The 25,813-nt window shown below is 69.5% G+C and carries 32 protein-coding genes; 6 read left to right on the forward strand and 26 right to left on the reverse strand.

Annotated elements, in window-relative coordinates; all coding sequences use genetic code 11:
* Nucleotides 1–3: 3 nt before the first annotated feature.
* Entirely contained in the window at nt 4–228 is a 225-nt protein-coding gene (locus ACFP1K_RS07045) for a hypothetical protein (RefSeq protein ID WP_380748191.1), read from the reverse strand.
* A 56-nt stretch (nt 229–284) separates the two neighbouring features.
* Nucleotides 285–5,165: a hypothetical protein gene (locus ACFP1K_RS07050; RefSeq protein ID WP_380748193.1), complete on the reverse strand. Its 4,881-nt coding sequence runs from the start codon at nt 5,163–5,165 to the stop codon at nt 285–287.
* Between the two features lie 136 nt (nt 5,166–5,301).
* Between ACFP1K_RS07050 and ACFP1K_RS07055 the strand changes: the two genes are divergently transcribed.
* Complete coding sequence (locus ACFP1K_RS07055) at nt 5,302–5,661, forward strand: DUF4190 domain-containing protein (protein WP_380748195.1); 360 nt, start codon at nt 5,302–5,304, stop codon at nt 5,659–5,661.
* 2 nt (nt 5,662–5,663) lie between these two features.
* Here the strand turns inward: ACFP1K_RS07055 and ACFP1K_RS07060 are convergent, their stop codons facing one another.
* From ACFP1K_RS07060 to ACFP1K_RS07135, 16 genes are all read right to left on the reverse strand, one after another.
* Nucleotides 5,664–5,972 carry a hypothetical protein gene (locus ACFP1K_RS07060; RefSeq protein WP_380748197.1) on the reverse strand — a complete coding sequence of 103 codons (309 nt, stop codon included), beginning with the start codon at nt 5,970–5,972 and terminating at the stop codon, nt 5,664–5,666.
* A gap of 53 nt (nt 5,973–6,025) precedes the next feature.
* Nucleotides 6,026–6,559 carry a hypothetical protein gene (locus ACFP1K_RS07065; protein WP_380748199.1) on the reverse strand — a complete coding sequence of 178 codons (534 nt, stop codon included), beginning with the start codon at nt 6,557–6,559 and terminating at the stop codon, nt 6,026–6,028.
* Nucleotides 6,556–7,044 (reverse strand): phage tail tube protein, encoded by a 489-nt coding sequence (locus ACFP1K_RS07070; RefSeq protein ID WP_380748201.1) that lies wholly within the window; start codon nt 7,042–7,044, stop codon nt 6,556–6,558. Before ACFP1K_RS07070 ends, ACFP1K_RS07065 begins: the two co-directional genes overlap by 4 nt.
* Before the next feature lie 3 nt (nt 7,045–7,047).
* Complete coding sequence (locus ACFP1K_RS07075; RefSeq protein WP_380748203.1) at nt 7,048–7,284, reverse strand: hypothetical protein; 237 nt, start codon at nt 7,282–7,284, stop codon at nt 7,048–7,050.
* Nucleotides 7,284–7,613 carry a hypothetical protein gene (locus tag ACFP1K_RS07080; RefSeq protein WP_380748205.1) on the reverse strand — a complete coding sequence of 110 codons (330 nt, stop codon included), beginning with the start codon at nt 7,611–7,613 and terminating at the stop codon, nt 7,284–7,286. Before ACFP1K_RS07080 ends, ACFP1K_RS07075 begins: the two co-directional genes overlap by 1 nt.
* Before the next feature lie 80 nt (nt 7,614–7,693).
* Nucleotides 7,694–8,134, reverse strand: a complete 441-nt coding sequence (locus tag ACFP1K_RS07085; RefSeq protein ID WP_380748207.1) for a hypothetical protein — start codon at nt 8,132–8,134, stop codon at nt 7,694–7,696.
* Nucleotides 8,131–8,565: a hypothetical protein gene (locus ACFP1K_RS07090; RefSeq protein WP_380748209.1), complete on the reverse strand. Its 435-nt coding sequence runs from the start codon at nt 8,563–8,565 to the stop codon at nt 8,131–8,133. Before ACFP1K_RS07090 ends, ACFP1K_RS07085 begins: the two co-directional genes overlap by 4 nt.
* Nucleotides 8,565–8,945: a DUF6093 family protein gene (locus tag ACFP1K_RS07095; RefSeq protein WP_380748211.1), complete on the reverse strand. Its 381-nt coding sequence runs from the start codon at nt 8,943–8,945 to the stop codon at nt 8,565–8,567. Before ACFP1K_RS07095 ends, ACFP1K_RS07090 begins: the two co-directional genes overlap by 1 nt.
* Nucleotides 8,946–9,015: 70 nt before the next feature.
* Nucleotides 9,016–9,387, reverse strand: a complete 372-nt coding sequence (locus tag ACFP1K_RS07100) for a hypothetical protein (protein ID WP_380748213.1) — start codon at nt 9,385–9,387, stop codon at nt 9,016–9,018.
* 1 nt (nt 9,388) lies between these two features.
* The gene (locus tag ACFP1K_RS07105; protein ID WP_380748215.1) at nt 9,389–9,694 is read right to left on the reverse strand and encodes a hypothetical protein; all 306 of its coding nucleotides are present in this window, start codon (nt 9,692–9,694) and stop codon (nt 9,389–9,391) included.
* Nucleotides 9,681–10,055, reverse strand: coding sequence for a hypothetical protein (locus ACFP1K_RS07110; RefSeq protein ID WP_380748217.1), 375 nt, complete (start codon nt 10,053–10,055; stop codon nt 9,681–9,683). The genes ACFP1K_RS07105 and ACFP1K_RS07110 overlap by 14 nt, the downstream gene beginning before the upstream one ends.
* 2 nt (nt 10,056–10,057) lie before the next feature.
* Nucleotides 10,058–11,212 (reverse strand): phage major capsid protein, encoded by a 1,155-nt coding sequence (locus ACFP1K_RS07115; RefSeq protein ID WP_380748219.1) that lies wholly within the window; start codon nt 11,210–11,212, stop codon nt 10,058–10,060.
* A 13-nt stretch (nt 11,213–11,225) separates the two neighbouring features.
* Nucleotides 11,226–11,570, reverse strand: coding sequence for a DUF2190 family protein (locus tag ACFP1K_RS07120; RefSeq protein WP_380748221.1), 345 nt, complete (start codon nt 11,568–11,570; stop codon nt 11,226–11,228).
* An 18-nt stretch (nt 11,571–11,588) separates the two neighbouring features.
* Nucleotides 11,589–14,450 carry a hypothetical protein gene (locus ACFP1K_RS07125; protein ID WP_380748223.1) on the reverse strand — a complete coding sequence of 954 codons (2,862 nt, stop codon included), beginning with the start codon at nt 14,448–14,450 and terminating at the stop codon, nt 11,589–11,591.
* On the reverse strand, nt 14,447–15,253 hold the full coding sequence (locus ACFP1K_RS07130; RefSeq protein ID WP_380748225.1) for an ADP-ribosyltransferase: 807 nt from the start codon (nt 15,251–15,253) through the stop codon (nt 14,447–14,449). Before ACFP1K_RS07130 ends, ACFP1K_RS07125 begins: the two co-directional genes overlap by 4 nt.
* Before the next feature lie 17 nt (nt 15,254–15,270).
* Entirely contained in the window at nt 15,271–15,423 is a 153-nt protein-coding gene (locus ACFP1K_RS07135; RefSeq protein WP_380748227.1) for a hypothetical protein, read from the reverse strand.
* 126 nt (nt 15,424–15,549) lie between these two features.
* On the opposite strand from ACFP1K_RS07135, the gene ACFP1K_RS07140 reads away from it, so the two are divergent.
* Nucleotides 15,550–15,855 carry a hypothetical protein gene (locus ACFP1K_RS07140; protein ID WP_380748229.1) on the forward strand — a complete coding sequence of 102 codons (306 nt, stop codon included), beginning with the start codon at nt 15,550–15,552 and terminating at the stop codon, nt 15,853–15,855.
* Nucleotides 15,856–15,858: 3 nt separating this feature from the next.
* On the opposite strand, the gene ACFP1K_RS07145 is transcribed toward ACFP1K_RS07140, so the two are convergent.
* The 3 genes from ACFP1K_RS07145 to terL all read right to left on the reverse strand — a co-directional run bounded on the left by ACFP1K_RS07145 (nt 15,859) and on the right by terL (nt 20,326).
* Complete coding sequence (locus ACFP1K_RS07145) at nt 15,859–16,911, reverse strand: phage minor head protein (protein WP_380748231.1); 1,053 nt, start codon at nt 16,909–16,911, stop codon at nt 15,859–15,861.
* Nucleotides 16,912–17,099: 188 nt separating this feature from the next.
* Nucleotides 17,100–18,809, reverse strand: coding sequence for a hypothetical protein (locus ACFP1K_RS07150; RefSeq protein WP_380748233.1), 1,710 nt, complete (start codon nt 18,807–18,809; stop codon nt 17,100–17,102).
* Between the two features lie 17 nt (nt 18,810–18,826).
* Entirely contained in the window at nt 18,827–20,326 is a 1,500-nt protein-coding gene (terL, locus tag ACFP1K_RS07155) for a phage terminase large subunit (RefSeq protein ID WP_380748235.1), read from the reverse strand.
* 77 nt (nt 20,327–20,403) lie between these two features.
* On the opposite strand from terL, the gene ACFP1K_RS07160 reads away from it, so the two are divergent.
* The 4 genes from ACFP1K_RS07160 to ACFP1K_RS07175 all read left to right on the forward strand — a co-directional run bounded on the left by ACFP1K_RS07160 (nt 20,404) and on the right by ACFP1K_RS07175 (nt 22,282).
* Nucleotides 20,404–20,841, forward strand: coding sequence for a hypothetical protein (locus tag ACFP1K_RS07160; RefSeq protein WP_380748237.1), 438 nt, complete (start codon nt 20,404–20,406; stop codon nt 20,839–20,841).
* 118 nt (nt 20,842–20,959) lie between these two features.
* Complete coding sequence (locus tag ACFP1K_RS07165; RefSeq protein WP_380748239.1) at nt 20,960–21,646, forward strand: hypothetical protein; 687 nt, start codon at nt 20,960–20,962, stop codon at nt 21,644–21,646.
* 119 nt (nt 21,647–21,765) lie between these two features.
* The gene (locus ACFP1K_RS07170; RefSeq protein WP_380748242.1) at nt 21,766–22,137 is read left to right on the forward strand and encodes a DUF6011 domain-containing protein; all 372 of its coding nucleotides are present in this window, start codon (nt 21,766–21,768) and stop codon (nt 22,135–22,137) included.
* Nucleotides 22,138–22,153: 16 nt separating this feature from the next.
* Nucleotides 22,154–22,282 (forward strand): hypothetical protein, encoded by a 129-nt coding sequence (locus tag ACFP1K_RS07175; protein ID WP_380748245.1) that lies wholly within the window; start codon nt 22,154–22,156, stop codon nt 22,280–22,282.
* A 38-nt stretch (nt 22,283–22,320) separates the two neighbouring features.
* Here ACFP1K_RS07175 and ACFP1K_RS07180 read toward each other — a convergent pair whose 3' ends face one another.
* From ACFP1K_RS07180 to ACFP1K_RS07200, 5 genes are all read right to left on the reverse strand, one after another.
* On the reverse strand, nt 22,321–22,635 hold the full coding sequence (locus ACFP1K_RS07180) for a hypothetical protein (RefSeq protein WP_380748251.1): 315 nt from the start codon (nt 22,633–22,635) through the stop codon (nt 22,321–22,323).
* A gap of 21 nt (nt 22,636–22,656) precedes the next feature.
* A complete protein-coding gene (locus tag ACFP1K_RS07185; RefSeq protein ID WP_380748254.1) occupies nt 22,657–23,229 on the reverse strand; it encodes a hypothetical protein in 573 nt (190 codons plus the stop codon).
* A gap of 12 nt (nt 23,230–23,241) precedes the next feature.
* Nucleotides 23,242–24,216: a hypothetical protein gene (locus ACFP1K_RS07190; RefSeq protein WP_380748256.1), complete on the reverse strand. Its 975-nt coding sequence runs from the start codon at nt 24,214–24,216 to the stop codon at nt 23,242–23,244.
* Nucleotides 24,216–25,397 (reverse strand): DUF4082 domain-containing protein, encoded by a 1,182-nt coding sequence (locus ACFP1K_RS07195; RefSeq protein WP_380748258.1) that lies wholly within the window; start codon nt 25,395–25,397, stop codon nt 24,216–24,218. The genes ACFP1K_RS07190 and ACFP1K_RS07195 overlap by 1 nt, the downstream gene beginning before the upstream one ends.
* Before the next feature lie 169 nt (nt 25,398–25,566).
* Entirely contained in the window at nt 25,567–25,803 is a 237-nt protein-coding gene (locus ACFP1K_RS07200; protein ID WP_380748260.1) for a hypothetical protein, read from the reverse strand.
* Between the last annotated feature and the right edge of the window lie 10 nt (nt 25,804–25,813).

Consider the following 25,813-nt stretch of genomic DNA (forward strand, 5'->3'; position numbering starts at 1 on the left):
CCGTCAGCGCAGGTTGATCATGACGTCGACCCGGTCGTCGGCATGCTCGGTGACGTCGTTGCCGCACTGGTCACGCGTGCGCTTGACCTTCACGCCGTCCCCGCGCTCGCCGTAGGTGTGCTGGTCCCTCGTCGCCCAGGTCCACCCCTCGGGGCGGATCTGCAGGTTCTTGCGGCGGCATTTCTCGCCGAAGGTGATCCCGGGCTCATCCGGATCGAGATTGGGCATGCCAAAGACCCCCAGGTCATGTCATGGGAAGGGAGCGCGCCGCCGGGCCGGGCGGACTACCGGCGGCGCTGCTCGAAGTTGATCGCCTCGACGACCTTGCGCGGCGAGTCGTTGGGTGCGGCGTTGTAGGTCCCGATCAGCGGAGCGTCCCGGCCGCCCTTGCCGGCCGCTTCGCGCGCCAGGCGGCCGGCCAGCGGGCCCTGCTCAGCAGGCCCCGCGCCGTACGGCCCGCCGTACGACATCCCGCCGCCGCCCATCTGCGGCGCCGACCGCTTCACCGGCCGGGTCCCGCCAGACCCGGTGCCGCTGATCGGCAGCGACCGCTGCGACGACCCGGCCATCACCGACCCGAACGCCTGCCCGGCCGCCTGACCGAACGACGTCGCCGCGGCGGTCACACCTGCCATCGACCCCGCGTACGCCGCCTCGCCGACGATGTAGTCACCACCACCGCCGCCACCGGCGTAGGGCTCGACCTGATTGGTCGGCTTAGGCTTGGCCTGGGGTTTGCCGGGCCGCCCGACACTGGTCCGCTTCGTCGAATCGGCCTTCGCTTTGGGCTTGGGCCCACGGTCGTAGGTGACGTCGTTGGGGTCGGTACGAACGTCCTTCGCCTTCGGCTTGGGCTTGGTCGTCCCACTCCCACCACCGCCGGTGCCGGACTTGGCGACCCCTCCAGCCTTGGACACCGCGGCGGTCAGCTTCGTGATCGCCGTCGTCAGCCCGGTGATCGCCGTGGTGAGTTTCGCCGTGCCCGCCGCCGTGGTCGTGGCCGCCTTCCCGGTCGCGCCGGCCACCTTGTCGGCGGTCTTGCCCACCGCATCGATCGTCCGCGTGATCGGGGCGCCATCGCCCAGGGTGTCGAGCAGCCGGCCGGACGCCCCGGCGAGCTGCTCGGCAAGAGTCCGGCTGGTCGCGTCCAGGGCCGCGGTCATGGAGCCGAGGTTGCTGATCGACACCGTCAGGCCACCGGTCGCCGACCCGGTCGACACCACCGGCGTCGACGCGCCCGCGACCAGGCCGCCGTTGCCCATCGCGATCAGTCCGAGCTTCCCAGCAGGCAGCAGCTGGTAGCCCATGATGTTCGCCGTCTCGGCCAGGACCGCGGTCGAGCGTTCCCGCTTGCTCGGTGCCAGCGGGATGTAGCTCTCGCCACCGGTTTCAGGTTCGGCCCATACTCGCCATGCCCCGGCCGGGGCGATCTGCGCGACGTGGTTCTCCGCGCCGGATGCGAAATACCGGATACCGCCCTCGGCAAACGGGTCAAATGAAACGCCGCCGTCTGACTTTTTCTTCGACTTCGGTGGTGCGGCGATTCCGTTCGGCAGTTCCTTGTTGATCCCGAAGATCTTCAGCTGCCAATCATAAAGCCGCTTCAGTTTGTCTTCAGCGGCCTTGGTGTCAGCATCGATCTTGATCTGCTTGGACTTCAGCTTGTCGAGCAGCTTCTTTAACGCATCGACGCTGCCAGCAGCCTTGATCGCATCCTGCCGGGAAATCCCGTACGCCTCGGCGAGCTTCAGGACCTGCTCGCGCGCCTCCTTATTCTTGCCCGCGAGCTCCATCATTTTAGGCAGCTGCTCGAGGATCGTTTTCGTCGAGTCGGTCGTTTTGCCCGACAACGACGCCTGCGCGTCCGCGCCGTCCTTAACTCGCTGGAGATACGTCGCGAATTGTTCGCGGGCCCGGATAACAGCGTCGCGCTGCGCGTCGGTCATCCTGGCGTTGATTTCCAGCTTGCCATTCGACGCTTCGATAGCGTCGCTGGCGTCCTTGTATGCCTGCCGCATGTTTTGCAGTGCTGTGAGGGCGTCTGTTCGACCTGCGAAAGCATTGAAAGAGTTTTGAAGATCACCGACTCGGTCGTTCAGACCTCCAACGCCGCCGGCCGCGATACCGGCCTGCTCCCCCAGTCCCGACGTCGCCCCGGCGGCCTGCTTGGCGTGGATGGCCTCCAGTTCCTGCTGGTACGTCAGGTCATCCAGCTTCTCCCGGAGCGCATCCGCCCGGTTGGCCGCATCCGCTGACGCCTGGGAGAAGGCGAGCTTCCCGAACAGCTGGAACCCGATCTGCTTTTCCTGCTTGGCCAGCTCGGCGTTCACCGCAGCGATCTGGCGCGCGAGATCGTCCCCGCCGAGAGCGGCGGTCTTCTCCGCATACCGCCCAGCGGCGTTTTCGATGGCCGCGAACTTGGCCCCGAGGATGACCAGTCCCCCCGAAGCGATCCCGGCCTTCAAACCCAGGCCGGACATACTGTCGGCGAACCCGACGAGCTTGCCTCGCGCACCGGCGGCGTGCTTGCCGGTGGACTCGGCGTTGCGGCCCAGAGTGCCGACCAGCTCGACACCCTTACCGACCATTCCGCCGACCTTGACTGCCGTGTAGATGGCCGCCACCGCGAGAGCTATGGCCTGGATATGCCCCGGGTCCATCCCCGAGACGATCCGCGCCAGCAGCCCCAGCCCGCCGAGGCTCCCGACGCCGAGCGGCGTCAGCGCTGCCACGATGTCCCCACCGGCGGTGGCGATGTCCTTGATCAGCCGCCACACCTCGGGGGCGTTCGTCTTCACGAACGCGATGAACTCGTGGAACTGGGGCGAGTTCTGCAGCTGAGTACCCCACTCTGCCCACCGCTTCGACGCAGCCTCGATACCGCCCACGACAGTCGGCGCGAACGGCAGGAAGGCGTTCACGACGCCGGCCGCCCCGGTGATCACGTTGAGGAAGCTCGCGCCTAGGCCGCTGACCGCTCCGGGGATCGCGGTGTTGAGGTTCCACAGCAGCGTGTCGAAGATCGGCTTCTCCAGGGCCTCGCTGGCGTCCTCTTCGAAATCGAGGAACGACCGGCCCGCGGTCCGTACCAGCGGACTGATCCGGGGCAGCTGCCCCTCGATGATGTCCAGGCCCTCGGAGATCACCGGGAACACGTCAGGCTGCAGCTGCCGCTGCCACTCCAGGTAGGCGTCCTGGAAGTCTTTGACGTCCCGGGCGAGTTCTCTCTCCCGCTTGGACAGCTCGTTCATCTTGGACGCCGCGCCACCGGCCGCGCCGCCTACCTTGTCCAGCGCGGCCTTGGCCTGCAGCCGCTCCAGCTTGAGCCGCTGCGCCGCAACCAGTTCGTCACGCTGGGTCTTCGCGAGCCGCTCCTGGGCGCTGATCACCTTCTCCTGCGCCTCAGCGACCCGGCGGTGCGAATCGGCCAGCTGCCGCTGCGCGTCCGCGACCCGGCGTGCGTTCTCCTGAGCGACGCGCGCGACGTTCGCCTGGGCGTCGACCAGCTTCTGCTCGGCCTGCAGCACCCGCTCGTTCGCCTGCGCCAGGGCGTCCTTGGCGTCCTGGACCCGCTTGGAGCCTTCGACTCCGACCCGGTCGGACTCGGCCTGCTCGGCCTGCAGTCGCTGCACCTGGAGCCGCAGATCCTCGATACGCCGCTGGGCGCGGTCGTAGTTGATCTGCGCCTGTTCCTTCTGGGCGGCCGTGGCCCGCGGATCGGCCAGGGTGGCGTTCAGCCGGGCCTGCGCATCGCTGAGGTCGAGCACGGCCTGCCGCTGGTCGATCTGGGTGTTCGCCAGGCGGCTGGCCAGGTCCTGGGCGTCGCGGACCGCTTGCTGACGGGCGTCGTTGAGGTTCTGCTGGGCGCGCAACGCATCGGCCTGGGCGTCACGTACGGAACGCTCCGCGTCCCCGACCTGCCGCAACGCCTCCGCGTGGCGGCGGGCGCTGTCCTCGACGGCCCGCGCCAGGTCCTCGGCGGCGCGGCGCTCGTCCTCCTGGGCGCGGGTGACGTCGTCGATGCTGGACTTCAGGGCACGCTTGGCCTGCGCGACCGCGACCGCGGCATCCCGCACACGGTTCTGCGCTTCCGCCAGCCCAAGAGCCCGCGACGCCGCCTCGGCTTGCGCCTGCGCCAGCGACTTGGTCGCACCACCCGCGCCACCCGCAGCGGATTCCGTCTGCTTGAGGGCCTCGTTCACCCGGCCCAAGGACGGTACGGCCACAGCCGCGAAACCCAGCGCACCCGCGCCTGCGGCCCCGAACGCCGCACCCAGCCCGGCCGCGCCCGCCAAAGCCACCGTCGCCGCCGGCAGCGACGCCAGCGCGGCGGCCACCGTGGCGATCCCGGCCAGCGCGCCCGCCACATCCGCGCCGACCCGCACCGTCGCGGACCGGCCGTCCAGCCTGGAAACCTCGCCGCTGACCGCCGCGAGCGCGGCCGCGGCCGCCGCGGCGTCGGCCCGGACGTCGATGGTGACCGAGTCGCCATCCAGTTGCTCCAGCTCAGCGCGGACCGCCGCCATCTCCGCCAGCGCGGCCGCGGCGTCGATGTCGATCCCGATGCGTTTGCCCGCCAGGGTGTCCAGGCGGGTCCGCAGCTCGGCGACCTTGACCTGCGCCGGAGTCGAGTCCGCATCCAGGCGGATCTTCGGCAGCGACCGGGCCGCGGCCTCGACCTGGGCCCGCAGCTTCTCCGCGAACGCCCCGCCGCCGACCTCGACGTCTACCTGGACGGTGGTGTCGTCGAGCCGCTGAGCCTCGCGGACCACCGACTCCAGCTCCGCCAGCGCGCGGCCGACGTCGGCCCGGACCTCGAAGCTGGTGTGCCGCTCGATCTCCTCCAGTTCGCGCTGGATTTGATCCATCTGGAGCAGCGCGGCGCTGGGGTCGAGGTCGACCCCGATCTTCTGGGCCGCGAGGGTCTGCAGCTTGGCGCGTAGCTCGGCGACCTTGACCTCAGCTGGGCTGGAATCCGCATCGAGCTTGATCTTCGGGAGGGCCTTGAACGCCGACTCGAGCTTCTTCCGGAATCCCTCCGCAGCCCCCGCGCTCTGCGCGAACTGCCTGTTCAGATCACCGAGACTGCCCTTGACCTTGCTTTCGCCGGCCACGAACTGGGTCACATCGAGACGAAGCCTGGTAACGACGGTGCGGTCGGTCACAGCGGACCACCCCCGCCTCATCTGTCACTCAGGTAACAATCTGGGGCGATTTGCCAACCGGCTGTGTCGGGAACGTGTCATCTTCATCGGTGCGGGCCGGGGGGCCGCATAACCGCCCTGCGACCGGGAGCCACACATGAGCCAGCCGTACATTCCCGAACCCGATCACTCTGCCTACCCCCAGCAGCCGGCACCGCAGGGGTATCCGCAGCACACCGCACCGCCGCCCAGCCCACCGGCGTCGCACCGCGGGGCGCCGGCCAGTAACGGCCTCGGCACCGCTGCGCTGGTCCTGGGAATCATCAGCTGTGTCCTGCTCTTCGTGCCCGCCGCGAACGGACTCGATGTGATCTTGGGGATCATCTCCGCCGTCTGCGGCATCACCGGTCTGTTCGTCGCCAGGAACGGCGCGGTCACCCGCGGCACCGCCATCGCAGGGCTGGCCCTCGGCATCATCGCCATCCTGCTCGCCGTCTTCACCTACCCCGTGCAGTAGGCCTACTCGGCGCCCTCGGGGAGCTCCGCGTGGATCAGCAGCCCGGGTGGGGATTTCGCGTAGATCGTGTGCGCCTCCGCGATCGGAGTGCAGGCGAAACAGCGCACCGGCAGTGGAACCACATACCGGCCGTCGTTGGCGGGATTCGTGGTCTCCTCCAGCTGCAGCCCGCACCCGGGGCACTTGCCGGCCTGTTCCTGCCGCCAGGCCAGGGCCCAGGCGACGTCGTCTTCCAGCCACTCCGGCTCGCGGACGGTCACGGTGTGCGTGAGCAGCCCGGCGGCGTCGTAGTGGAAGGTCGTCGTCTCCATGGGCTCCCGGCCCAGCAGCTTGGACCGCGGAATCCCGTATGCCGCGGCGAGCTCTAACTCCTCGGCATGTCGCCCACCAGCACGGATGCAGCGACGGAGAAAGGGACATCCACCGACCCCGCGTTCAGGCTCAGCACGGCGTTGTACAGGGTTTCCCACTGGCCGTGGGTCATCGCGTCGACCAGCTCCCCGGCCTGCGCCTCGGTCATCTTCGGCGACTGCGCACACTCGGCCAGCGCCGCGATCCCGAACGTCTCGCCGTTGACGTTGACGTCGTCCGAGTGACCCTTGCGCGGCGGGTGCCGCTTGATCAGGTCCGACCATTCCTTCCGCGTCAGGGCACGCAGCCGGATGTCGACGATGTGCTTCCGCATCTTCGCGCGCAGCGCCTCGATGTCCTGGGCGATCTGCCGGGCCACAGACCCGCTGCCGGCCAGCGAGTCCGAGTCGGGGGCCTGCTGCGCGGCACGCAGCTTCCTCTCCAGCTCGTCGAACTCCGCCTGCAGGTCCGCCCGCAGACACAGCGGAACCGACTTCTCAGGCCGCTTGAGCTGCCCGAGGATGTCCTCGACCTTCATCTCTGTCACGCCGCCACCTCCGCCGCGGGCGCCGACTCGGAGTGGTTGAACAGCTTGCTCTTGAAGACCTGCGGCGTGTTGAGCTCAGGCGGCTGCATGTTCGGGCGGCCGCACCGGACCGGGTGGATCTCGGCGTCCTGCCCGGCAGCCCACGCGGTCTCGTGCGGCAGGTTGCGCCGCACCGCGAGGTAGCCGAGCTGGCCGTCCGCCAGGGTGTTCCAGGCGATGTCCTCGAGCGCGACCTGCTTGCGCTTGCACGTCAGTTCGATCTTGTAGGACACCGTGCCGGCGTCCTCGGTCTCGGTACGGGACGCGAGCGCGGTGTTGTCGACGCTGGCCTGGTCGGGCTGGATGTCGAGCCCGGTCTTGGTGATGTACTCCTGCAGGTCGACCCCCGCGTTCAGCTCGCTCGCGGTGGGGTTTTCGATGTCGGCGATCGTCAGGGCGAAGGTCGCCTTGACGTTGCCATCGCCGAGAAGGTCTGCGCCGGCCATCGGCTACTCCTTGGGGTCGGCGGCCGCGGCGCGGCGCTGGGACTTGGTGGTGGGCTGGGCGGTGTCCTGCGGACCCGGCTCCTGGGGGGCGTCCTGAACCGTCGAGGCCTGCTCGGGCGGGGCGTCGCTGGTCTCGTCGGTCCGCTCGTGGGAGTCGGCGAAGTAGCGGAAGGCCCGCGCGGACACCAGCGCGGTCAGGCCGGTCTCCTTGTTGCGGACCGGGATCATGCGGCGCGCCATCAGCGGCTCACCGCCCACGTCACGCTGGAGGTCGCAGACCAGGCGACCGCGATGTTGTAGCCGTCGGTCGCGTCCCGGTACTCGGGCAGCAGCGTGATCTCGGTGATCGCGCCGGCGGCGCAGGGGACGACCTTGGTGGGGTTGGTGGACCCGTAGCTGGTGCTGCCGGGCGGGGAGAAGGTGATGTTGATCGAGCCGCCGGAAGCGTTGTTGACGAACATCCGGCCGGGCTTGTTCCGCAGACCGCGGATCTTGTCGCCCGACGCGGCGCTGTAAAAGGTCAGCTGCGTGCCGCCCGGGCTCGGGGTTTGCATGTCGCGTGTGGCCACGAGGGGCTCCTCCAGGCATGCGAAAAAGCCCGCGCACCTGGGTGTGCCGGGCAGACGAAAGAAAGGGGAGGGGTGGCGGGTTAGGCGGGGCCGGTGCGGAGGCTGAGCAGGACGCTGGAGTAGTACTCAGGCGGCTGGACCGTCTCGTCGCGTGTGAGCGGCCGGCCGCCCTCCTCGAGCTGCACCCGGTAGGAGTTGCGGCCGGTCACCGCCAGTTGGCGGCCGACGAGCGTGGCCTTGACCAGATCCAGCAGGCGTTCGGCCTGCCCCGCGGTGGCCCCCACGACGGTGAGCTGTACCTCGTAGTCGAAGTAGGTGTTCGGGTCGGACAGGTCGCCGTCTGTGTGGCCAGGGCTTGGGAACAGCACGCCGTAAGGCACGAACGCCGAGTCGTCCGGCTCTCCCTGCCAGCCCGCGCCGGCTGGGGCGACGGCGACGTCGACAGCGATATCGGCCGCGAGGAGCGCCGCCTTGAACGCGTCGGTGTGAGGCGCGGCCGGCGCCGGGGCGCTGACCGTCATGAGAACGCGTCCCGGACGACCGCGTCGATGGCCGCGTCGAACTCCCGCGTCGCCCGGTCGAACGCAGGCCGCATGTAGGGCTGCGGCGCGGTCCCCGGGTGGTTCACCTTGCGCACCGGGTGCTCACCGCCCTCCCAGAACAGGGCCTTCTTCTGACTGGGTCTGATCACATGTGGCCGGGTCCCGTACTCGACGTCCGCCCCGTACTCGGCCGTCGGCCCGGCCTCGAACCCCATGCCGTCGCCGTCGAGGTCGGCCCCGATCGTGCTGCGCAGGTTCCCGGTGTCGACTCGCACCAGGCCCTGGGCATAGGCGACGGTGTTGTGGCTGGTCTTCTCCACGATCAGGACGCTCTTGGTCAGGACCTCGGCCGTGGCCTTCTCGATGCGCCGAAAGTGGGTGATGACCTCGTCGAACTCGATCTCCGCCATCACTGCTCCCGGTTGGTGGTGTCCTGGACGCAGGTCAGCAGCCGCTCCCACTGCTGGGTGCCGCCGTCGCCGAGCGCGCTGGTCACCCGCAGGTGACGGCCGACCAGCTCGGAGTCCTCGGCCGCCAGGACCTCGACGTCGTCGCCGTCGAGGATCTCGGGGGCATCCGACGCGATGGCGACCTGGTAGTCGGTGGTGCCGGTGCGGCGTTCACCGACGTTCTGGTAGCCGACGGGGTTGGGGGGCGCGATGTGGCAGGTGCCGGTGTAGACGGTGACGCGCGTGGTCCCGGGGTGCCAGACCAGGTCCCCGCCGAGAGTTCCGGCGCTGCCGGTTCGGCGGGTGATACGGCACGCCCCGGTCTGGGTGCCGGTAGCCACCGGCCGATGAAACTCCGACCAGCGCTGATGGATCGGCGTATGCCCTGCGAACGGCACCTCGAGCCTCCCGTCAGTGCAGGAGCGAGGATCCCTGGTAGCCCCGGATGCCGAGCATCGGATCGAAGTCCACCACGTCGAAACCCACCGAGTCGTCGCCTTCTCCGGCGTCGACCTGCCGGCGAAGTTCGGCCGCTCGGGCACGGAGCTCGGCGGCTACCGCCGGCCCGTCGGTCGAGCGGCCATCGATCGTGAGTTTCTTGGAGATCATCGCCTCGGACGACGCGATCGCGTCGAGGGCCTGGGCTACGGCGCGCTTGACGTCGCCGCCCTCGATCGCGAGGAACCCCTCGATCTGGGGGTCGCTGAGCAGCTGGGTCACCGGGTCGGTGTCCGGGATGAGCAGCCGGACCTTGCCGACCGGGGTGGTGTAGTCGATCGGCATGTCAGGTCTGAATGACCGACGCGCCCCAGGTGGCCGACGCCGGGTCGATTGCCGAGGCGGTGACATTGGCCAGGCGCACGGTGACGGTGTTGGTCGCCGTGACCCGGCCGAAGGCCACCAGGCCCGCGGTGAGCGTCGCCGGGGGGGCGAGCGCGACAGCGTTCCCCACCGCGGCGCCGGTGACGGTGATGGTCAGTTCGGCGCTGGTGGCGGCCGCGATGCTGGGGAAGTCCAGGGTCGCGGTGCCCTTCAGGACGGTGATGGGCTGCGGCTTGTCGCCGTAGTACTTGGCCCTAGGCGCTGCCATCGGGCACCTCCTCCTTTTTGGTTGCCGTTCGGCTGCGGGAGGCCTTGGTCGTGGACCTGCGGGGACGCGCCGTGCTGGCGGGTTTCCGGGGGGCCACGTCCGGGGCCGGTTCGGCGGCATCCGCCTGGCGGACCAGCCCTCTCTCGCTCGATGGAACCGGCTCCCCCGGGGAAACCGGCTCCCTCAGCTCCACTGTGCCGCCCTCGGGCGCCGTACTAGTGGGTTCGGGGAGCCGGTCGCGGATCTGCTCCAGCAGCCCGTTGAGATCGGTGAGCAGGTAGCACATGGCTGCCAGGTACTTGTCCTGCCGGTGAATCGGCCGGTCGAGCCTGTCGAGGGCGAGTTCCGGGGGAAGCCCCATGGTCAGGAGCCGGAGCCGTTGGACGCGATGGTCATGCGCTCGTCGACGAAGGTCCCGCCGTAGACGTGCTTGATCTTCTTCTCGCTGGCCTCGGTGTCGAAGGAGTACGGCTCCTCGCCGCCACCGATCCGACGCGTGTCGGGAACCTTCTCGAACAGCGCCGGCGCCTCGTACCCCCTCAGCCGGCCGAACTCCAGCGCCGGGCGCACACCACTGGGGGCAGCGAACAGCCACCAGGAGGTGTCCGCGTTCGCCGTGGTGGCGATCGAGTCGATCCAGTTGTTGTGGTCGATCGTGAGGCCGGCGGCCACACCGTTGCCCCGGATGACGCGGACGTTGCCGGTCCCGTCGACGACGTGGTACTCGCTGGTGTCGATGATCTCCTGCGCGGTGAGCAGCAGGCCGGTGCCGACGACCAGTCGCACGCCCCTGATGGCGATCGGGTTACCGCGCTCGTCCTTGCGCTTCATCAGCAGGGTGATGCCCGCCTGCAGGCTGTCGCGGCTCAGAGGCGGGTTGCCGGTGAGGATGTTGTTGTTGTCGACGGTGTAGTGCGAGGCGTGCGGGCCGGAGTTGTCGCAGAACAGCTCGGTGACGAACGCGTCCTCGGAGTCCGTGGCGGACTGAGCCAGGTCCTGCGGGAGCCGCACGAATGCGTCGAGGTCGTCGTTGATCATGGCTTCCCAGCTGAGCGCGAAGCCAGCCTCGTACTTGTCGACGCCGTACTCGTAGACCTTCTCGGACTGCGAGCGCCGTTCGAACTCGGCGAGCTCGTTGACCTTCTTGAGTCGGCCGCGGATACCGCTGGTGGCGAACCGCTTCACCGTGAGGAAGGAGTTGACGGTCGCCGCCCGGGCGTAGTTCTGCCAGACGGGCGTGATCCCCTCGTACGCGGCGTACAGCTGCCGGTCGAGGGAGTCGGCGAACATCAGCGGGAAGTCGCTGGTGCTCATGGCCTCGCTGAAGTGGTTCACGTGGCGGCGGCCGGTGCGGATCTCGTCCATGAACTGCTCGACCTCGAGCAGCCGGGCCATGTACTGGGGGCTTCTGCGCTGGCTACCGGGGGACACCCGGCGCAGCCCGCCGAACGTCTCCTGGATCTCGAACGCGTTGGCGTCGATACGGTTGACGGCCGATTCGAACAGGGTGGCGGTCATGGGGGCGGGCTCCTCAGTAGCCGATCTTGACGGGGATCTTGGTGGTGGCGCCGGAGTTGACCGCGCCGAGCGCGTATCCGAATCGGACCCCGTTGGTGGAGTCCTTGTTGATCACGCCCGAGTCGTAGTAGAGGACGTCGCCGTAGGTGACGGCCGCGTTGGTCGTGGTCTCGCCCTTCACCGGCAGCTCGGCGACGCCGTTGAGCTTGACGGTGGTGTAGCCGGCCGAGTCCTCCTTGGTGAGCGCGACGCCAGGAAGCTGGCCCACCAGCACCGGGTCCCCGGAGTTCGGAGTGGCGGGGGCGGAGCAGACGAGGCGCAGCTGGTCGCCGTCCTCGAACAGGATGTTGGTCGCCATCAGGGGTTTCCTTTCAGGTCAGGGGCGGCCGAGGGCCGCGGCCCGCGCCGCTTCGGGGGTGAAACCGCGGGCCTGGTAGGACTCCTCCAGCGCGGTGATCACCGCGGGGTCGACCTCCGGCTTGGGCTTGGTGTCGCGGGATTCGCCCAGGCCGCGGACGTGGCCGACGCCGCTGTCCTCCAGCAGCCCGGCGGCGTAGCTGCGTTCGCCGTTGATCGCCGCGGTGATGGACTCGGTCAGCGCGGCGGTGTCGAGGTCGCCGTTCTCCAGGGTCGGCAGGTCGCGGCACACCTCCGTGGTGACCCGGGTGTGGGACCGAGCCGGCAGGCTGCTGTCCCTCAGCGCCTCGGTCACCGCCGCGCGGGCGGCGTTGTCGTTGCGCAGCCGCTGGGTCTCGGCGTCGGACGCGGCCGCGCGGGCGTCAGCGCGGTCGACCCGCTCAGTGAGGGTCTCGATCTGGGTGGCGGCCGTGGTGAGCCGGTTCATGGCCTCCTCGAGCCGGGTGGTCAGGCTGGCGGTTGCGGCTTCGACCAGCTGCTGCGCCTGCTCTTCGGTGAGCTCGGGCATCTCGCTCTCCTTCTGGGGGGTGGGGGTGGGCGCGGTGCCCGGGTCGTTCTCCGCGACGGCCGCCGTGGCGCCCTCGTCGCTGGACTTGGGGGCCGGCGTGTACGTCGTGGTCGCGGTGACCGCGATGGGTTCGCCGGTGAGGGTGATGGCGCGGGTGTCGGCGTCGACGGTGTAGGTCTGCTGGTACAGGCCGGGCGTGCCGGACTGGCCGGACTCCGCTGAGGGTTCGACGGTGAACACGACCCAGGAGTCGGTGTGGTCGCGTTCCCAGACCCACACGTCCTTGCCGCCGTGCACCGCCTTGAGTGCGGTGCACAGGGCGTCACGCAGGTCGTTGGCGGTCAGCTCGGCCTCGCCGAGCTGGGTGGGTTCCGTCACCGCGGTGCCGGGGTCGTCGTAGGGGCCGCGCTGGTACAGCTGCGGCTGGTCGGCCTCCACCCGGCCAGTGAAGGCGGCCAAGGCGTCCCCGATCGCACCCGACAGGGCGATCCGTTCCTCCCGGGTGAGCCGCCCGTCGCCGTACATGTCGTCGGTGAGCTGCGTAAACGACAGGTGCAGCCGGGACTCCAGCCAGGCGCCGACATTGCGGGCCTCCCGGAGGGGGACTGTCCCGGCGCCGCCCGTGCCGCGCCTCTCTGACTCGTTGAGCACATCCACGAGTGCGCCCTGGAGCTCCCATTGCTGTTCCTGGGAGTCGAAGATGAGCGTCTGTCCGCTAGGGAGGGTGAGCGTCATGACGGCGTCCTCACCCTCACCGTTCCGTGCGGCGACGAACGTACCGTCCGAGGTTTTGACCTTCAGAGGCTCGCCCTCGATGCCGTCGTTGAGGTCGCTGATGGCGCTCGTGAGGCGCTCCGCGCTGGAAGGGCGGAGTTTCACCTTGGTCGCCTTGCCGTCTTCGCCCTTGGTTCTCAGCGTGACGCCGCCGTGCTTGTCGCTGATCAGGTCGACCGCGTCGTTGCCGGCCATGAGCCGCCGGGAATTCCGCATGCCCTCGTGCGCCTTGAGGAGGTCGCGGGCTTCCTTCGGGGAAAGCTCGAAAGCGGGCTCACCGTCGATGTTGACGGCCATCCGGTTGCCTCTGCCTCCGGCGTGGGCGACGGACCCGAAGTGGTAGCCGTCGGGTCCGACCAGAGGCCCATCGCTGCCTTCGTTCTCGTCGTCCTCGCCGCCCTGCCCCAAAGGGTTGTCGACAGTACGTTCGATCTCTTCGATTTCGCCGTCGTTGAGGACGACGGTCTGGTCGCCGCTCTTGACATAGGTGTGGTCGTTGTTGCCCGCCACCCGGTAGGCGATGAGGTTGCCGGATTTGGTCGGGATTTCCTCGTAGGTGACCGTCGTCGTCATGGCGTCGTCGCGGTCGTCGAAGGCTGCGGCACGGGGAACATAGGCTCGGCGGTTGACCGCGTTGTCGTCGACGGCGCCGGTGCGCGTGCGCTCGGCCGCCTTCGCCGCCTTCGCCGCGTTGTCCCTGTCGATCTTGTCTAACTTGGCCTGAAGTGCGGCCACCCGCTTGGCGTCGACCTCGGGGTCGCCGCTTGAGATCCGCAGGGTGATGGGTGAGTCGTTCCCACCCTTGGGTGGCCCGCCGTCACGCGAGCCACCGCCCGAATCGCCGCCGTCCGACTTCCCTGAATGGCCATGATTGCCGGGGACGTGCCCGAAACGCCCATCGGACGCACGATCGTACTGGCGTTCCACAAGGGCTTCCCGCGCCGACTCGATCAGCTGCAGCACCCGGCCACCGGCTCCGGCTTTGGTCACCCAGTCGACTGAGATTCCCTCCGCGAGCGAGGTGACGATCGGCCCTTCCCGGCCCTCGGCCTCGCCGAACTCGACCGTGCCGGTCGCCCGGATGGATAGGCCGACCTGCTTGAGGAACTCCTCGTTGAGGAGCCACTGCCACTGCGGGAAGATCTGCACCTCGGCGACCAGTCCCCGCTCGACCGGGTCCCATACCGGGTCGGTGATCAACACGGACGCCCAGTCTTCGACGGCACGTTCGGGCCGCTCGGCCTCTTCGGAGGCAGTGGGGTGGTTGACAAAGTTCTGCGTGCCCGCCGGCCACGTCTTCGGACCGTCGCGCTTGAGCAGGGCTTCGCTGTAGTACCCGGAGGAGCCCCACCCTGGCTGGATGAGCAGTACCCGGCGCCGCCCGGGGATGGCCTGGGTCTGCTGGATGGCGCCGAAGCCGGCCGTGGCCTCGGTCAGGAGCTGCCGCTCCAGCCCCGGCTCGAAGGCCCCCGGCGCTGTCTCCTCCACGCCGCCGTCCAGGAGCAGTTCGTCTGCCTGCCAAGCAAACCGGTCGCTCACAAGATCATCTCCATCCTGACGTGAGGCGTGCCATTGCGGTCGGAGACGTCGAGGACGCGGAACTTGCTGCCGGGCGGCAGGATCATTTCCCGGGTGGATCCGGCGGCGGCCTTGGTGCCCACCGGGAGCGTGATCTCAGCGGTCGCCTGCCGCGCGACCTGGCCCACCGAGCCGACATCCGGCGTGATGCTCGTCGAGACGAATCCCCGGTCGGACACCATCTGGCCGGCCTTGAGGTCACCGAATTGGTCAGCCGAGAATCCCCGGTACACCGTCATGGCCTCGGTGAGGGGCGGTGCTTTCCGGATGGCCGCCTTCAGGTCCTTGCTGGCCTTCGCGGCGCGGGCCAGATCTGCGTCGTTGAAGCTGACGCTGGCCTTGATGTCGGCCTTGTCGAGGCCTCTGAGCTGCCCGTTCATCAACGCGAAGCCCGGGGACTGGTAGAAGCCGAGGGCCCTGTCCTGCGCCGGGGACAGGCTGTCGCGCCATTCTCCGTAGTGGTCGTTCAGCCACTTCTTGTCCCGCGCGGGCGCCGTGGTCTGCTTGGCGGGCGTCTTGGTGTCCTTGGCGGGCGCCGGGCCTGCGGCGCGGGTCCCGCTGCCGGAGCTGCCACCGGATGCCGGGCGGCGGGGCGCCGAGGGCTTGCCGCCTGCCGTACTGGTGGCGCCTGCCGATGACGTGCCGCGGCCTTTCCTCGCATGACTGCTCTGGTCGTGACGGCCGGGAAGGTGCTCCTGGATCGCCGCGGGATCCGCAGGCAGATGTGCGTGGGCGGCCGCCGCCAGGAGCTGCCGTTCGGGCATGGTCAGTCCTCGAAGGGTCAGAAGTGAAGGAGCGGGTGGCCAGCGAGCAGAAGGCAGACGCCGGCGGCGCAGACCAGCGCCGCGACCCAGGATTTCCGGGTGATGGCGAAGACCGAGGCCGCGCCGAGCAGGATGATCGCGAGCAGTTTCAGCAGGTCAGGGTTCGACACGGCCCCTCCGTCTCGGGGATTGCCCCGGCCGGATCGGCAGGCGGGGACGTTAAGGCCGGCGATGTGTACCGTTCGCCGCGTTGCTAGTTCGAGGCGGCGATCCGGACGTCGCGCGAGGTGGCGCGAATGCGACTCGGAGTCGAGACACAGGAGTACGTGATCATGAGCACCAGCACCATCGAGTGGATCATCACCCGTAGCAGGGGCAGCGAGTATGTGCTGCGTAACGTCGGCAGGTCGAGGGCGACCGGGGTGACGGCCGATGGGGCGCCGTTCCAGGACCTGGCGCGCCGACTTCCCGAGGGAGCGGTGATCGAGGCGCACGCCTCGGTGTCGTTCACCATCACCTCGGCGTACCAGATCGACGCCCCCAGAGAGCTGCGGCTGAAGTGGGACCAGCAGGAGGGCTGGATCAACATTCCGCTGCCGTAGCGGTCAGCCGCGGTTCAGCACTGCGAGCGGGGTCACGTGGTAGGAGTCGCGCCACCCGTCGGTACTCCGGCGGGTGGTCAGCTGCTCCCAGCTGATCTCGCCGTCCTCGAGCATGCCGAGCCGCGCGGGCCCGAGGATGGCGAGCTGCTCGGCGCGGGACAGCGTGGCGAACGCGGCCCGGGCGTCGGGGATGACGTCCTCGGGCTCGTCAAGGTCGATGCCGAGCTCGCGCCACGTCTTGGTCTTGGGGGTACGGGCGCAGCGGCCGGACTGGTGATCCAGCGGGCCCGGTTCCTCGAGCGGGTGGACCCTGCCGTGCTGAGCCCAGCATGAAGCGCACGTGCGTGCTGTGAGCTCGGCTGTCCACACCCATCCGGCGAGGGTGGAGGCGTTGGCGTCCTGGGCGGCTTGGGCGCCGGCGCGGTGCGCGTCGAGCATCTCGGTGCGGGCGATGTTCGTGGCCCTCGCCAAGCCGCCGTTGAACGCGCCTTCGCAGCGTTTCACCATGCGGCGGGCCGCGTCGCGAGGGTTGTCCCCGACGACCACCCCGCGGATGAGTTCCCGGCGCATCGCCTCGGTGGCGTCTGCGGCGAGGGGCCGGTGGCGGGCGGTGATCTGCTGGGTGGTGCGCTTGACGATGGCCTCGACGGCCGCCTCGTCGAGCCGGTCCCACCGGATCCCAGCCTGCGCCCGGGGGCTGGTGGGCATCTGGGAGCGCAGGATCGGCAGGGTGGCCTCGACCGCGAGCCAGACGGCTTGCCACGCAGCCTGGGCGACGTCGCTGCTGGCCTTGAGCGCGAGCTCGGCGAGGCTGCGTGCGGCCAGGTCGAGCGCCCGCTGCGTACGGCCGGCGCGGGCGATTTGGCGGCGCGAGGGCCACTGGCCGCCGACGGCCGACGTGATGAGCTCGTCGGCGGCGGCGTTGAACGCGGAGATAAGTTCGTCCCACGCGCGCACCCACGCCTTGGTGGTGGCCCGGGTCTGGTCGTCAACGATCCGGTCGAGGTTCGCGCGCATCTCCCGGACCAGGGCCAGGGTCCGTTCGGTGATCGCCACCCCTGCCCCCTCGCCTGTGCACGATCGCCATGCGGCGAACACCGTCGTGCACCACCCGCTTATGGGCGGGGCGACAGGCGCAGCTCGGTGATGGTGTGTGACGCGAGGACTCGGCTACGGGCACGATGTGCAGCGCCATGATCAGGCCTCACCCTGCTGTCGCTGGTCCAGGCTGGGTGGCGCCTCGATCACGCCGGCACCAGCTGTGCGCTGTCCCCGCTCAGGCGGCTCTGCACCAGATCCTCCTCCGGGGTGTCCTCGTCGGCCGGGGCTGGGGGTGAGGCATCTCCGCCGCCGAACGCCGCCGCCGGATCCTGCCCCTGGCGGAAGGCGTCTGCGGCCGCCTGCCCGGACCCGCCGCCGGCGCCGTCCGGCCGTAGGAACCGGCCCTGGTCGTCGGTGAGGGTGGCCAGGATCTCGTCGACGTCGCGCACCCCGAGGGCCTGCAGCAGCAGCCGGACTACGATCAGCGGCGGCAGGTACTGCGTGCCATCGGCCTCCACGATCGCCTTCACGATCTGCCCGGCGTCGATCGAGTCCAGGCTCGGCCAGGTGATGTCGATGGTGCGGTCGGTCTTCCCTGCGAGCTCGATGACCTCGCGGCCGTCGGGTTCGCGCCGGACAACACCCTTCAGTGGCCCGTCGGGTGCCCTGACCGCCTGGTCGATGACGTAGCCGAACAGGTCGCGCATGAAGTCCGCCCACAGTTCGCGGCGCATCGTCATGGCCAGCTCGGTCGGCTGGTCGAGTGTCTCGGCCACGGCCCGGGCGCCGGTCGTCCCGGGGTCGCCGAGGAGCATGGTGACCGGGACGTCGAGCGCTGAGGCGGTCATCGCGGCGAGTGGCCGGCCGGATTCGGAGTCGATCGTGGCGCCGGACTTAGGGATGGCCTCCAGTGCCATGTCGGGCGACATGAGCGCTGTGGCGCCGGCGAAGCGGGCTTCGCCGGTCAGCGGGTCAGTGCTAGGCGCGGACGCGACCTTGGCCTTGGCTGCGGCCTGCTTGCTGCCGCGGGAGGTGAGGCGCCACGCGAACCTGCTCAGCGCTTTGACCAGACGGGCCCAGTCGGTGAGGAACTCGCGGTAGGCGTTCGCCCAGTCGACCGCGGCGTAGACGTCGCCGAGGCCCCACTTCCAGTGCAGCGGGCTGTTAACGGCGACGTGCTTGATCGGGGAGTCCCATTGGATGGGGAGCACGGCGCTGTCACCGATGCCGCGGAACCCGATGACCCGTGGCCGAACCTTGGGCCAGTAGCCCATCGCCGGGTAGTACGCCTCCTGCGTGCCGCCCTGCGGGGTCGTCCAGGACCGGCGGTAGAACCAGACCTCGGACGCGTCGTCGGGATTGCTGATCACATCGGAAATCTCGTCCCACGGCACGATGCGGACCTGCACCCGGCCGGTGCGCGGGTTGGTGAACCCCGCGAAGAACAGGTTCCCATCGGTGCCGAGGGCGCGCTCGAGGTCCTCGTGGGCCTGCTGGCTGAACAAGACCCGGCGGTTGCCGGGATCGTCCATGAACGCCTGGATCACCGAGTTGACGTCCTGCTGCCCGCGGCGCCGTGGGCCGCTCTTCTTCCCGGCGGCCCGGGCTGAGACCTGGACGCCCTGGCCCCAGACGTAGGCGGTGCGCAGCGCGATGCCGCGCTTGATCAGCGGGTTCTTGATCGCCATGACACGGTTCACGGAGGAGATCTGCTTGAGGCCTGCGCGGGTGAACTCCTGCTCGGCGTGGGCCGTCATGAGCTGCCAGCCCGGCTCGTAGGCGCGTGCCTCGAGGCCGGCGACGGACTCCTGCAGGTGCTCGACCGTCAAGCGATAGGCACGCTTCACCTCGGCGAGCTCGGCCCGGCCGGTGAACCGGTAGTAAGCCTCCTGTAGGCGGGCGGCGATCCCCACGAACGCCCCCTCACTGATCAGTAGGGGCTGATCTCGTGGCCGTCCAGGTCATCGTCGAGGTCGTCGGCCTCGACGATGAGGTCGCCGGCGAGAAGAGGGGCCAGGAGCAGGCGGTTGATGGCCTGGGACATGCCGTCGACTTGGTCGTCGTGGGAGCCGCGGGGAAAGCTGGCGGTCTCTTCGATGTACGCGCCGACCCACGGGGCGAGTTCCGGGGAGGGGAGAAAGACCTGGCCGGCCTCGACGAACGGGGCGATCGCGGAGGCGCGTGCGATCTTGGTCCCGTGAGGCTCTTCGGGGATCAGCCCAGCCACTGTATGGCGGAGGGAGTTGATCACGGCGGTGCCGTTGGCCTTGTCTTCTACCAGTTTCAAGGTGGCCTGGGGCCACTTAGCCGCGAGCATGCGGACCGCTTTGCGCGTCTCCACGAAGGACATGCGGTCACGGACCTGGTCGAGTAGGTAGACCTGCAGGCCCCATCGGGCCCATACCTGGCCGACGACGAAGTCGGAGGAGTCGAGGTCCTTGAAGGCCATGTCCCAGGACAGGATGACCTCGTCGGGGTTGATCGCCCAGTGGGATCCGTCGCCACGGACGACCCATCGGGGCGTGTTGTACAGATGCCACCAGATGCGGTGGAAGATCCCGCCTTCGGCCGGAGATGGGCGCCCTTGGTAGAGGGCGGTCCAGGTGCGGGAGCCGACCTCGAGCTTCTTGGTCTCCCACTCGTCGACGCTGCGTCCTCGGGCGGAGCGCAAATACTCGCCCGGCGCTCGGCCCAGGAGATCGGTCTCGCCCTTGTTCGGGTCGTGGTCGGCTTGGGCGGGGATGTTGATGACCTGCCAGCGCCCTTTGGTGTCCTCGGCTTTCAGCCAGCCGGTCAGGTCGTCATCTCGCCACCTGGTCTGGACGACGACGACGAACGCGCCGGGGCCGAGGCGCGGGATCGCGACTTCGGTCCAAAAGTCGCGTACGGTTTCGCGCCACGCGTCGGAGTCGGCCTGCTCGCCGTCCTTATACGGGTCGTCGATGATCAGGCCATCGACGGGGCGTGAGGTCAAGCTGCCTTTGATGCCGACGCAGTAGACGCCGCCGTCGTGGCCGGCGAGTTCCCATTCGTGGGCGGCGGAGGAGTTGGGGTTGACCTTGAGGTCGAGGATGTCGCTTTTGCCGGTGATGTCGTCTCGGATGGCACGGCCGTGGCGTCGGGCGACACTGTGGGCGTAGGAGACGACGGCCAGGCGCAGGTCGGGCTTCTGGGTGAGGAGCCATTCAGGGAAGCGCCGCGAGATCCTTACGGATTTCCCCTCTTGAGGGGGGAGCGAGATCATCAGGCGGTTGCAGTGACCGTCACCGACCTCAACGAGCGCCTTATCGATGATCTCGAGCGCGGGGGTCTGGATCGTTTTCGGGTCGAGCTCTCGGGCGAGTTCGCCTGGGGTGGCCCAGCGGCGGGTGGGGGTCCCGTAGCGCGCTTCGGCCTTCTTGGCGGCGAGTTCCAGGAAGGCGGTGGACATGCCTCCCCCGCGGGGTGGGGTCGACGCCGGCGCCGCCGCGCGTTACATTGTCCATGTCTAGTTACATGGACAATGTTATGGAGGTCACCGTGACGAACACGCCGACGAGGACGATCAGGTATCTGGGCCCCAAGCAGGTCGGCGCGTGGTTCGGCGTGCCGACCGCGACCGTGTTCAAGTGGACCACTCGGTACGCCGACAGCCACCCCACGCCGGAGCCGGATGCGCTGATCGGCGACGAGGACGGCAGGGAGGTCAGGGGCTGGCTCCCTGAGCGCGAGCAGGAGTGGCGCGCGTGGGAGAGGGGCCGGCCGGGACGTGGCGCCGGCGGGGGCCGGCCGCCTGGCAGCAGGAACTCGGCATCCCGGGTCCGCCGCGGGGTGGATCTGGATCACGCGGCGGCGTTGATCGCGGAGGCGTCGGCGGCGGACACGAGCGCTCTTCCCGAGAAAGTGCGGGAGGCGTTGGCGGCCATGCCTGAGCTTGTGGCCGCGTTGCGGAAGAGCGAGTCGTGATGGGCGCCGGATTCAGCTCTCGGGGGACCCGCTCATAACATTGTCCATATAACTGGACAATGTTTCACTCTGCCTCTAGCGTTGTCTATACACACGGACAATGTTAGGAGAGCTTGCCATGCCTGCCGCCCCGCAGATCGATCTCCGCACGCCCGCCGCCTGGTCCCAGGCGCACCGCGACCTGGCCGCCGGACAGGGCCGCCTGGAGGAGCTGGTCAAGCAGCACCGGCACCGCGCGGCCGAGACCGCCCGGGGCCGCTCGGCCGACGAACTCCGCGAGCTGCTCCGCGCCGTCGGCGCCGAAGCGCCCGCTCAGGGTGCGCAGCGGCGGGCCCTGCGCACCACCTTTGTCAACGCCTCGACCCGGGCCAGCGACGCGGCCCAGGAGCTGGCCCGGCTACGCAGGATGGCTGACAACGAGGAGATGCTGGCCAAGGAGATCAACCGCATGATGCGCGCCGGGAGACAGGCGGATGCGGATCTGCGCCGGGTCACGCGGACCAACGCGGGTGCGCAGATGGCGCTGACGCTGATGGCCCAGCTGGACTGGCGCCTGCTGAACCAGCTCGTGGCAGCGCATGCTGGCCGGGTGGCCCAGGCGGTGGCGGACGGCGCCGACATCGAGCAGGCGGCCAGGGCGGAGTACAACCAGGCCATGCAGAGCGTGGGCAAGTTGGCGCATTGGCTGCACACGCACGGGTACGGGCCGTTGTACCGGTCGTCGGGGCTGGTGGCCAGCAGGGCGGCGACGTACTTCTGCGGGGCGGTGTCGATGACGATGCAGTGGGAGCGCTGTTTCGTGTGAGTCCCGGAAGGCGGGCGGTCACCAACCGTCCGCCTTTTTTTGTCCCTACAACTGGACAATGTTTCGGTAGAGCGCTAACGTTGTCCATAAATAAGGACAACGTTTGAAGGAGCGCCCCGATGGACACCTCCACCCCCACCACCACCGAGTGCCGCGAGTGCCGCCGGACCCTCCGCTCCGCCAAGTCCATCGCCAACGGCATCGGCCCCGGCTGCGCCGCCAAGATCCGCCGCGCCCGCGCGGCCGCCGACCTCGCCGACTTCAAGCCCGCCCAGATCGACAAGGCCATGGAGCTGATCGAGCAGGGCGGCATCCTGCGGACCTCCCGGCCCGGCATCTACACCACCGTCTCCGGGAACGGCTCCACCACCTACCTGGTCCACCTGGTGACCTGCACCTGCACCGCCGGGCTCAAGGGCCGCGCCTGCTACCACCGCGCCGCCGCCCGCATCCTCGACGCCGCCGCCCCGGCCGCCCGCCGCGCCGCCTGAACCGGAAGGACACCCAATGTCCACCGACCCCAGCACCCAGCACGACCCCGCGCCCCGCACCACGGTGTCGTGGCGCGGCGGCCCGAAACTCGACCCGCTCGGCGAGCGCGAGTTCTGGGACGGCCAGGCCGACTACGACGGCTGACGCCCCACCCCCGGCACCCGGCCGGGGGCTTTCGCTTGTCAGGTGATCCGTACTAGGCGCCGGGACTCCAGCACCAGCAGCGTCGGCGAGGCCGTCACCTCGCCCCACAGCACGTATGTCCCACGCGCCAGCGGCCGGGAGGTGCCCGGCCCGATCAGGATCCGCGCCGCGGGCGGTGAGGCCCCCGGCGTCCACTCGGCGTTCAGCCAATCCCCACCCGCCGGGCCCGCCTGCGTGTACGGCGTGATCGCCATCCGCACCGGCAGCGTGGTCAGGGTCACCCCCTGTGGGACCTTGGTGAACGGCAGATGCAGCCACGGCCGCGACCCGAACGAGATGTCCAGGTCCCTCACCCCGACCACCCCCGCCCCGGGTCACACGTACGCGGCGCCGACGGCCCACTCGATGTACGGGTCGCCGAGCTCCAGCGAGATGTCCCACGGCGGCAGGTCCTCGGCCTCGATCGCGCCGGCGCCGCCCGGCAGCGCCAGGGCGAACGCCGGGGCGCTCTGCCGGATCACCGCGACGTCGCCCACCGGGGCGTTCGCCGTGACGAGCGTGCCCGCGCCGCCCAGCGCCAGGCCCAGCGCGGGCGCCGACTGCCGGATCACCGCCGCGGCGGTGGGCACGCTCAGCGTGACCAGCGTCCCGGCGCCGCCCAGCGTGAGCGCCAGGGCCGGGCTGCTCTGCCGTACGACCGCGGCTGCGGGCGGCGTCCCGGCCGCCATGAGCGTGCCGAGGTTGCCGAGGGCCAGGGCGAGCGCGGGCGCCGACTGCCGGACGATCGCGACGGGCAGCTCGGCGTTGGTGGCCACCAGCGTGCCGGGCGGCCCGATCGCCAGGACCAGCCCGGGCCAGCCCCACTCCAGGACGGTGGCGGCGTCCAGACCGGCTTCGGGGAGAACGGTGAGCGACAGTGCGGGCGCGGACTGGCGGATGACAGCCACTGTCGCCTCCCATCACGGGGCGGGCACGAGCTGGCCGGCGCGGATGCCGTCACCCCATCTGTTGCCCTCCCAGGTGTTGCCGTCCTCTCCCCACGGCTGCGCCCCCGTCACCGGGCCGAAGAACCCGCAGTCGGGGAAGTACCGGGTGCTGAAGACGTTGTCCCGCACCACGAAGTTGGTCCCCGGCGAGTTGCCCTCCTTGGCGGGCTCGTACCCGCTGTAGAGGGCGTAGCCGCCGCCGGCGACCCGGTTCCGCTCGATGAAGATGTTGGTGTACGCGCCCGGGAACTCTGCGGACTGCTGGAGGCTCAGGGCCCCGGTCTGCACCATCCCGGCGCCCTGGCGGTCCAGCAGGAACGTGTTGCCGGTGATGGTGAGCTCGTCGACGACGCCGCCGTTGTGCAGCAGGCAGTTGTTGTGGTCCCCGCCGGGGGACGATCCCTCGCCGCCCTCGCCGTCGTCCCAGAACGTCGAATTGTGGACATAGTTTCCGATGATCTGGTTGCGGGACCCGGCGATCTGGATGGCGTCGGGCACCCAGAAGATCTCGTTGTGGGCGAGGAGCAGGTCATCGGCGAACACCCTGAGCCCGTAGTTGAGGCGCACGTTGTCGTAGCTCTCGGGTGTGCCGTCCTGGTCGCTCATCGCTGAGACGCGGCAGTACTGGATGCTGCAGAAGGAGTTGTCACCGTAGGACAGGTTGATCCCGCCCAACGAGGGCTGCCAACCTTCCACGAGGCACCCGATGATGTCGACGTACTGGATACCCGGCACGGTGTGGATGGTCCCGCCGATCATGTGGACGCCCGAGATCACCCGGTGGGCATCGGCGGTGCCGCCCTCGTCGATGATCAGGTCGTCGCCCTCGATCGTCTGGGTGTAGCCGCCGGTCCACCCCGGCCACGCTTCCGGGCCGGTCGTGGCCGCGCTGGCGAAAGTCTGCGGGAGCCGGCCGAGGCGGCTGCGGCCGGTGAGCCGGTGCGGCATCAGAACACCGGGAAGTGGATCAGCCCGGATTCCGGCGGTACGTAGTCGAACTGGTCGGTGCCGGACGTCGCCGTCTCGAACTGGACGACCATGATGATCGGCTGATCTGCGGCGAGCGCCGCAGTGCGGTCCGACAGCACCAGGTACAGCGCCTCGCCGGTGATGCCGCCGAACGGGATGGTGTCGCAGGCCAGGACGGCCACGCCGCGGCCGCATTCGAGCCAGGTGACCTCGCCGTCGGTCACGGTGGTCAGGGTGGTCGTGGGCCAGGTCGGGGCGCTGGACCCGGACGTGCCGGCCACCATGCACCGGTAGACGTGGCCGTTGGAGGAGGCGGGCCGGACGAGGTCGCCGACGGCGTACTCGGTGGTGTTGGCGCGGGCGGTGAGGCTGGCGGCCGGGACGAAGGTGGAGGTGCGCCCGTCGACTTCCTGGCCGGTGCCCTGGACGTATCCGTGCCCGGTGGGCACTTCGTTGGCCAGGCCGGAGACCCGGGACAGGGTGGTGAGGTTGGGGGTCCAGGCGGCGGTGTGGAGGGTCGCGACGATGTCGCCGTTCTCCCAGTCGATGAGCCCGGCGAAGGCGTCGCCGATGGCGGAGCCGACGAGCTGGGCGCTGACGGTGCCGGTTTCCTCGGGGTCTGGGTCGCCGCCACCGCCGGAGCCGTCTGAGTCGCTGAGGATGACGTCGACCCAGAACGCGGTGCCGTTGCCGTTTTCTGTTGGGCGGGACAGGGTCTCGCCATAGGCGTACTTGCCCTGCCCGCCGGCCGACCCGCCGGGGTTCGGGGCGGACAGGTCAGCGTCCCCGATGCCCGAAGCGCCCGCGCCGGACGTCCAGTAGGACGGGGTGGCTGTGTAGTTGTCGGCGAAATGGGCGCCCACCACGTACCGGGTGTCTGGGGTCAGTTCCGGGTACGGAGCGGTGAGGAGTTTCTCCTGCCACCCCGTCCCGGTCGGCGCATCGAACGTGATCGACGACCCGGATACCAGGGTCGCGGAGTCGTGCGCCCACACGGCGGCGGTCGTCGCCACCACAGCGGTTGTCCCACGGTAGTAGCGAATGCCCTTCACGTAGCGGCCCGCTGTGGCGGTCTTGAACTCGGTGCCCACGGTCGCCGCGTCGTCGGCGCTTGCCGTATTGGGGCCGTTGGTGGCGGGCCACAGCTTGTAGTCGGTCACGGCGGCGACCTCCCTGAGGGTTGGTGGCCGCGAGGCCCGAGGATGCAGTTATGTCGGCCGCCCCGCCGCTGCGGGCTGGCGGGCTCCCCGCCCACCACCGCGTAGCCACCGCGGCACGACAGGCGCAGAGGGCAGGACCCCCTGGACGCGAACGGGGCAGCCGAAGACTTCAGACCTTGTACCGGGGCACCCGGGAGTAGTCGTAGCCCGTACGAGGGATGATCATCGTGGCGGGCAAGCACGCCTCAAAGCGGACGAAGTCCGGCTCCTTGTAGCGCGCCTTGGGGTTGGTTTTCACCCAGACCAGGTGAGCCCACCACTCGCCGTCGTGGCTCAGCCAGGCTATGAGGCCAGCTCCGTGGCGGTAGGTGGGTATCCAGACGACCGGTGGCCGAGGCTCGTCCATACACAGGACA

Source organism: Sphaerisporangium aureirubrum (assembly GCF_042658925.1).
Classification (GTDB): domain Bacteria; phylum Actinomycetota; class Actinomycetes; order Streptosporangiales; family Streptosporangiaceae; genus Sphaerisporangium; species Sphaerisporangium aureirubrum.